Origin of the sequence: Sulfolobus sp. B1 (genome assembly GCF_007050195.1) — an archaeon.
In the GTDB taxonomy this organism is placed as follows: domain Archaea; phylum Thermoproteota; class Thermoprotei_A; order Sulfolobales; family Sulfolobaceae; genus Saccharolobus.
Window position 1 is genome coordinate 1 of sequence record NZ_QIMI01000083.1, and the last position, 7,887, is coordinate 7,887.

Sequence of the window (7,887 nt, forward strand, 5' to 3'; positions counted from 1 at the left end):
TTCCTAGTGGATTAAGGGAAATATATATAGAGGTACCGGAAGTTAAATGGACAGACATTGGTGGGCTTGATGATATAAAGGAGGAACTTAAAGAAGTTGTAGAGTATCCATTAAAGTATTCTGAGGTTTATCAGAACTCTGGGATTGAACCTCCTAAGGGTATTTTACTATTTGGACCTCCGGGGACTGGTAAGACTATGTTAGCTAAGGCAGTTGCCACAGAAAGTGGGGCTAACTTCATAGCAGTTAGAGGACCAGAAATACTATCTAAATGGGTAGGTGAGAGTGAAAAGGCAGTAAGAGAGATCTTCAGAAAGGCTAGAATGTATGCTCCGGCTGTAATATTCTTCGATGAGATAGACGCTATAGCTCCTATAAGAGGAGTTTCTTATGATTCAGGAGTAACAGAAAGAATAGTGAATCAGTTATTAGCTGAAATGGATGGTATTGAAAAGTTAGAAAATGTAGTAGTAATCGCTGCGACGAATAGACCAGACATCTTAGATCCCGCATTATTGAGACCTGGAAGGTTTGAAAAGTTAATATATGTTCCACCCCCTGATAAGAAAGCCAGAATAGAAATACTAAAAGTTCATACTAGAAATATAGTTATAGGTGAAGATGTTAGCCTCGAGGAAATTGCAGAAAGAACAGACGGTTACACTGGTGCTGATCTAGCTGCTTTAGTCAGAGAAGCAGCCATGAGGGCGATTAGAGAAAGCATGAGGTTATGTATAGATAAGACTAATGAAGTTTGTAAATCTAATGATGCGGAATGTAGGGATAAAGCTATGAGAGAGTGTATGAAGAGTAACGGAGTTAAAGTATCTCTAAAACATTTTGATGAAGCAATGAGGAAAATTAAACCATCGATAACTCAAGATATGATTCAATTCTATCAGAATTGGCTAGATAAAGCAAGGCAACAATTACCTAAGACTGTAATAAGACCAAGTACATATGTGTGAAAAAATGTGGAGAAGTATTCCTTTAAATCATGTAGTTTTAGAAAAGTTGAAGAAACATAACACTGTCAAGGATGAGGATTTATATAAGGAGGTAAAAAATTCAATAAATTATGATATATCTTTTGATGAATTTTTAAAAGTACTAATGTCTCTTGAGATGAAGGGTTATATATCTGTTTCCTTAATTAAGGAAAATACAAGAATGATAACATACCTAGGTGATAAGGAATCGGAGTAGATTTAGCCGATCTAGTCAAAGATGTAAAGAGGAAGCTAGTGTTGTATGAGGTAAAAGGTAAAAAGGTAAGTATAGATGGGTATAATGCGTTATATCAGTTTTTAGCAGCGATAAGACAGCCTGATGGCACGCCTCTTATGGATTCTTTGGGAAGAGTAACGAGCCATTTAAGTGGTCTATTTTATAGGACGATTAATATTCTAGAAGAAGGTATAATTCCAATCTATATATTTGATGGTAAGCCACCTGAACAAAAGAGAGAAGAAATAGAGAGGAGAAGAAAACTGAAGGAGGAGGCTGAGAAGAAATTAGAGAGGGCAAGAACAGAGGGAAGGATTGAGGAAATTAGAAAGTATTCACAAGCCATTATTAAGCTTTCTAATGAAATGGTTGAGGAAAGTAAGCTATTGTTACAAGCTATGGGAATACCTACAATTCAAGCTCCATCCGAAGGAGAAGCTGAAGCCGCTTACCTAAATTCATCTGGCTTTACTTGGGCCTCAGTAAGTCAAGATTACGATTCGATACTTTTCGGAGCTAATAGGCTGATTAGGAATCTAACTATCAGCGGTAAAAGAAAGTTACCGAATAAGGACGTTTATGTTGAAATAGAACCAGAAATAATAGAGACTGAAAATTTACTTAAGAAATTGGGAATAACTAGGGAGCAGTTGATAGATGTAGCTATTTTAATTGGAACGGATTATAATCCAGATGGTATAAAAGGAATTGGGCCAGAGAAAGCTTATAAGATAATCAAGAAATATGGGAAGATAGAAAAAGCAATAGAGTATGGGGAAATTCCAAAATCGCTTATAACTTTCGATATAAACGAGATTAGAAAACTTTTTATGAATCCTCAAGTAATTAAGCCAGATAGAGAGTTAGAACTAGCCGAACCCGATGAAGAAAAGATTATAAAAATTCTCGTGAAAGATCATAACTTTAGTGAGGATAGAGTAAAAAATGGTATTCAAAGATTAACTAAAGCAATAAAGGAGCTGAAAGGGTTATCAAGGCAAAAAGGCTTAGATCAGTGGTTTTAAGAATATTTGAAGATAAGCTTAAAGCTATTAAATCTAGTCTTTAAACTTGTGCAACTGAAGCACTATTTTCCTATTTTTGTTGATCTTTCAAACTTTAGAGTTCTAGTAGTGGGTGGCGGTAAAATTGGCAGTAAAAGAGCGTTAGAGTTTAGAAAATATGGTGCAAAAGTTGACGTTTTAAGTTTATCCTTTTCCGATGAATTGTATAACTCTGGTATAAATTTAATCAATAGCGACGCAAGGAATGTAAACTCTAATGACTTACAAAAATATGATATAATTATAACGTGTACAAGCGATTTTAATTTAAATAAAGAACTTTGTGACTTAGCTAAGAGCTTAGGGAAACTCTGTAATAACCCTACAAATGTGGAAGACTCTAATTTTATAGTTCCTATATTTTATTCTGACGAGAATTATGAAATAGCCATCACGACAAGGGGTAAATCTAGTATTTTAGCGAAAGAGATCTTATCACAAATTACAAAACAATTGAGAGAAAATATGGAAATAAAGAATTTACTAGACGCTATGTATAATGTTAAGTTAATGTTAAAAGATAACATAAAAGACTCATCAGTCAGATTTTCCTTATATCATGTTATTTATAACGATAGTATTTTTAGATCTTATGCATCTAAAGGTAATTTAGAGTATGCTTTAAAAAGAGCTGAGGAGATAATAAATGCTTACAAACAATAGTGATTTTACAGAAAAATACTGTGGTATTATTTTCTCATATAAGACCGTCGGTATGAGCAACCTTCATTTCTATTATTTCAGAGAGTCCGAGATAAAGACTTTATCGAAAATGATAAGTTCAGAGTTAACAATATTGCAAACTTGTAATAGAGTAGAAATTTATCTATATGGCGAGAAAGCTAAAGATTTAGTGAATAATTTAGTTGAATACTTAAATAAGATTCATAATAAACCAATTGGAAACGAAGGATTAGTGTTATGTGGTAGAGAAGTTATTAAGCATCTATTTCAAGTGGCAAGTGGGATTGATTCAATTTCAATTGGAGAATACGAAATTCTCTCTCAGTTGAAGTCAACTATAGAAATGTTTGAGAAGTTAGGAATTAGTGGTAAATATTTAAGAATACTTTTTGAAAGGGCTATTAAGGTTGGTCGAGAAGTTAGGGAGAAAACAAAAATTTCAAGGGGTAAGGTAGGGATATATTCTCTAGCTGTAGAAGAAGCGAAAAAGCGAATTGGAAATTTAAATGATAAGAAGGTTGGTGTGATAGGAGCTGGTGAGATGGGTAACAAGATAGTTAGAATATTATATAATGAGAGAGTAACCGATGTTACAATATTAAATAGAACGTTAGAAAAAGCTAAAATTCTTGCGTCTAAATACGGTTATAAATATGATAATTTTGACTTGGATAAGGTATTTAATTTTGATGTTGTGTTTGTTGCAATTGAAAATAACTTTGGTAACAAAATAATGCAGAACTATTCTAACACACTAATTGTAGATATTTCAGTGCCTCCTATATTTTATGGAAATAACGTTATAACTATAGAAGATCTTGAAAAAGCCTCTCATGAAAATTTGAAAATAAGGGAAGAAGAAATAAATAAGATTAATGAGATTATTGATGAGAAGGTGAATCAGTTTATATATGATTACAAGAAAGAGATATATAGTGAATTTATCTCAAAAATAATGAGAAGAGTGGAAGAAATTAGAAGAACAGAGGTCAGTAGAGCTTATAAAGAACTTCAGAATATTGGTATTAATAACGACGAAGTGTTGGAAATTTTGAATTTAATGACGAATTCAATGTTAAAGAAGGTTTTTCAACCTCTATTTGATAACGTGAGAATGATAATTTTTAATGATGAAGAATCGATTAACTACATTAACTTCTTAATTGATATATTTAAAGATGGCAACTTTTCCGGTAATAAGACCAAGAAGATTGAGGAAAAACAAGTTAATAAGGGATCTAGTAGCGGAAACTCAGCTTAGTAACACTGATCTAATATTACCTATTTTTGTTAAAGAGGGAATTAATGAACCTGAAGAAATCTCATCCATGCCAGGAGTAAGAAGATACCCCCTTAATGATAAGCTTATAAATTTTATAGAGCAGAGTTATGAAAATGGTATTAGAAGTATCATCTTATTTGGGATTCCATCTTATAAAGATCATATAGCATCTTCTGCGTATGATAAAAATGGCATAATACAGATGGCATTAAGGATGATCAAGGAGACGTTCAAAGATAATTTAATTTTAATAACAGATGAATGCACAGACGAGTATACTACGCATGGACATTGTGGTATAGTAAAGCAATGTAATTCGTCTTATATTATTGACAATGATGAAAGTTTAAAGGTTCACGCTAAGATAGCAATAAGTCAAGCGGAAGCTGGAGCAGATATAATAGCCCCTTCAAGTATGATGGATGGTGTAGTTGGGGCAATAAGAAGGGCTCTAGATGAAGCTGGTTTTTATGATACTCTAATCATGTCGTATAGCGTAAAGTATGCTTCAGTATTATATAGTCCCTTTAGGGACGCAGCTTACTCTAAACCAGCATTTGGAGATAGGAGAGGATATCAAATGGATCCAAGAAATGCATATGAGGGTCTTAAGGAAGCTAGACTAGATATTGAAGAGGGAGCTGATATTCTGATGGTAAAACCAGCCCATACCTATTTAGATGTCATCAGAATAGTAAAATCTACTTTCCCTGAATATCCCCTTGCCGCCTATCATGTAAGCGGAGAATATAGTATGATAAAAGCTGCAGCAATTAACGGTTGGATCGATGAGAAGATGGTAGTTCTTGAAATAACTACAGCTATTAAGAGAGCCGGTGCTGATTTCATAATCACCTATTACGCGAATGATATAGCTAATTGGATAAAGGAAGGTGTACCATTTTGACGACTAGTGAGGAATTATGGGATGAGGCAAATCATCTTTTTGCTGGAGGAGTTAATAGCCCAGTTAGAGCTTCAGTAAAACCTTATCCTTTCTTTGTAGATAGAGGCAAAGGTGCATTTCTTTACACTGTGGATGGAAATAAATTAATTGACTATGTATTAGGTTATGGTCCACTAATTTTAGGTCATTCTCCAGATACAATTAAACAAAAAATAATAGAGCAAGTAGAAAAAGGTTGGTTATTTGGTACCCCTTCTAAAGCAGAGATTGAATTGGCTAAAAAAATAATAAAACATATAGCTTCAGCACAAAAAGTAAGATTTGTCAATAGTGGAACAGAAGCCACGATGGCCGCAATTAGATTAGCTAGAGGTTACACAAAGAGAGATAAAATTCTAAAATTTAGCGGAAACTATCATGGAGCACATGACTATGTATTAGTTGAGGCTGGAAGTGCAGCAAGCGAGTATAATATTATTTTATCCGACGGTATTCCAAAAAATATTGCGGAAATGGTTGAAATATGTGAGTATAATGACATAGAATGTGTAGATAAGAAAATAAGGAAAGAAGATATTGCAGCTGTAATATTAGAACCTATCATGGGAAATGCTGGTGTAATATTGCCAGACATTGAATTCCTTAAAGGGATAAGAGAGTTAACTAAAGCCTATGGCTCTCTTCTTATTTTTGACGAGGTAATAACTGGGTTCAGAGTAGATATAGGGGGTGCTCAAAAATTATTTCAAGTTTATCCAGATATTACTACTCTAGGTAAGATAATTGGTGGTGGGCTTCCAATTGGTTGTATCGCAGGGAGAGAGGATATAATAGATAACTTCACTCCAGCTGGAAAGGTCTTTAATGCTGGTACATTTAACGCTAATCCTCTTTCTATGGTTGCAGGTATCGCAACTATAGAGGAGTTAGAGAAAGGGTATCCTTATAATATAGCCAATAAGGCAGTTAAAGCTATTGTAGAGGAATTAGAGACTATGATAAAAGTTAAACATAAGATAAATTATATCGCAAGTATGTTTCAAATCTTCATAGGCGTTGAAAATGTGAGGAATTATTCTGAGGCGAGAATGGCTAATAAGGAAACTTATATAAAACTCCATAATCTCCTACTGAAGGAGGGAGTATTTATACCACCTAGTCAATTTGAGACAATATTTACGTCTGCATCACATGATGATGATATTATAAATCAAACTATATATAAATTGAAAAAAATTATAAGTGAGTTAATTTGAAAAAAATAAAAATAGCTACTAGAGGATCTAGACTTAGTTTAATTCAAGTTGATATGGTAGGTCAAGCTTTAAATAAGTTAGGTATTGAGTATGATATAATCAAGGTGAAAACCAAAGCGGATCTGTTCATGAATGAGCCATTATATAAATTAGGTAAAGGTGTTTTTGAAAGAGAAGTAAATGAAGCGGTTGTTAAAGGAGAGGCTAATGTTGCGGTTCACAGTATGAAAGATTTGCCTTCAGAGCTGCATCCGGATCTTGAAATATTTGGTGTATTAAAGAGAGACTCTCCATATGATGTTCTTATTTCAAAGAAGGGCATAAGAGAGCTGCAAAGCGGTGCAATAATAGGCACTAGTAGTTTGAGACGAAAGAATTTCATTACTTTCTTGAGGGGCGATATTATTGTTAAAGATCTTAGGGGTAATGTAGATACTAGGATTAAAAAATACCTTATGGGAGAATATAATGGCATAATCTTGGCTGAAGCTTCCTTATTACGTTTAAAAATAGATGTAACATACCATAGACTTAACGTATTTGATTTTACACCAGAACCTAACCAAGGGATAGTCGCTATAATAGGTAGGAAAAAAGATATTGAGCTAAAGAAAATGTTTGATGAGATCTCTGACTACGATACTTTAGACGAGGCCTTAGCTGAGAGAGAAGCTATTAATATCGTAGGAGGAGGGTGCCATTCACCAGTTGGTGTACTTTTCAGAAAATATGGGAAAGAGCTATTTGGCATAGCCAGTTATAGTGATGGAAAAAGGAAAATCACCGTAAGTATAAGTAAATCGAACGATCCAAAATTAGTTGGGAAAGAATTAGGTAACGCCTTGAGGAGAGAGATGAAGAATGAAGGTATTGTTTTTTAGGCCCGAAAGTGATGGAGAAGATACTTATAATTTTAATACTACAATAAATGGTATAGAAATAATTAATATTCCATTGTTTAAAGTAGAATGTATACAATATAACTTACCAGAAGACGTTGAAATGTTCGATGCCTTAGCGTTTACAAGTAGGAATGCTGTACGATGTTTTAAAGATGTCAACCTAATTAAAGATCTAAAAGTTTACGCTATAGGAGATGAGACGGCTATTTCTATTAAAGAGAGATTTGGTATATGTCCAATAGTTCCTAAAAAATTTACCAGTATGGAATTGGCTGAAAAAATACTTAGGGATGGAGTTAGGACTCTTATAGCTGTAAGGAGTAAATTAGCTAATAACGATATGAGAAAGACTCTAGAGAATAAGATTAGGTATATAGAAGTTTATGATTACGATTTATCTACAATATATAATAATATAGAATTGGCTGGGAAGTTGATTAGTAATTGTGAAGTAGATGGGATTGCTATAACTAGTTCATCTATCGCAAGAGTTATTGCTAAATATATAAATAAAGAATGTATGACAAAAATATTTAGTATTGGACCGGTTACTTCACGAGTTTTG

Annotated in this window: 9 protein-coding genes; all 9 read left to right on the forward strand. The window is 33.5% G+C overall.

The window, feature by feature from the left end; genetic code table 11:
- On the forward strand, positions 1 to 968 hold a 968-nt coding region (locus DMP16_RS06575), incomplete at its 5' end, for an AAA family ATPase (RefSeq protein ID WP_143576999.1).
- Positions 969 to 972: 4 nt separating this feature from the next.
- Positions 973 to 1,206, forward strand: coding sequence for a hypothetical protein (locus DMP16_RS06580; RefSeq protein ID WP_069284602.1), 234 nt, complete (start codon positions 973 to 975; stop codon positions 1,204 to 1,206).
- On the forward strand, positions 1,197 to 2,252 hold the full coding sequence (gene fen, locus DMP16_RS06585) for a flap endonuclease-1 (protein ID WP_143577000.1): 1,056 nt from the start codon (positions 1,197 to 1,199) through the stop codon (positions 2,250 to 2,252). The genes DMP16_RS06580 and fen overlap by 10 nt, the downstream gene beginning before the upstream one ends.
- Positions 2,253 to 2,300: 48 nt before the next feature.
- Positions 2,301 to 2,954: a bifunctional precorrin-2 dehydrogenase/sirohydrochlorin ferrochelatase gene (locus DMP16_RS06590; protein WP_069284603.1), complete on the forward strand. Its 654-nt coding sequence runs from the start codon at positions 2,301 to 2,303 to the stop codon at positions 2,952 to 2,954.
- Positions 2,938 to 4,236 (forward strand): glutamyl-tRNA reductase, encoded by a 1,299-nt coding sequence (locus DMP16_RS06595; RefSeq protein ID WP_069282548.1) that lies wholly within the window; start codon positions 2,938 to 2,940, stop codon positions 4,234 to 4,236. The genes DMP16_RS06590 and DMP16_RS06595 overlap by 17 nt, the downstream gene beginning before the upstream one ends.
- Positions 4,154 to 5,164, forward strand: coding sequence for a porphobilinogen synthase (gene hemB, locus DMP16_RS06600; protein WP_069282549.1), 1,011 nt, complete (start codon positions 4,154 to 4,156; stop codon positions 5,162 to 5,164). Before DMP16_RS06595 ends, hemB begins: the two co-directional genes overlap by 83 nt.
- Complete coding sequence (gene hemL / locus DMP16_RS06605; protein ID WP_069282550.1) at positions 5,137 to 6,420, forward strand: glutamate-1-semialdehyde 2,1-aminomutase; 1,284 nt, start codon at positions 5,137 to 5,139, stop codon at positions 6,418 to 6,420. The genes hemB and hemL overlap by 28 nt, the downstream gene beginning before the upstream one ends.
- Positions 6,417 to 7,301, forward strand: a complete 885-nt coding sequence (gene hemC / locus DMP16_RS06610) for a hydroxymethylbilane synthase (protein WP_083216351.1) — start codon at positions 6,417 to 6,419, stop codon at positions 7,299 to 7,301. Before hemL ends, hemC begins: the two co-directional genes overlap by 4 nt.
- Positions 7,282 to 7,887: uroporphyrinogen-III synthase (locus tag DMP16_RS06615; protein WP_143577001.1), on the forward strand; the 606-nt coding region annotated here is incomplete at its 3' end. The genes hemC and DMP16_RS06615, both read left to right, overlap by 20 nt.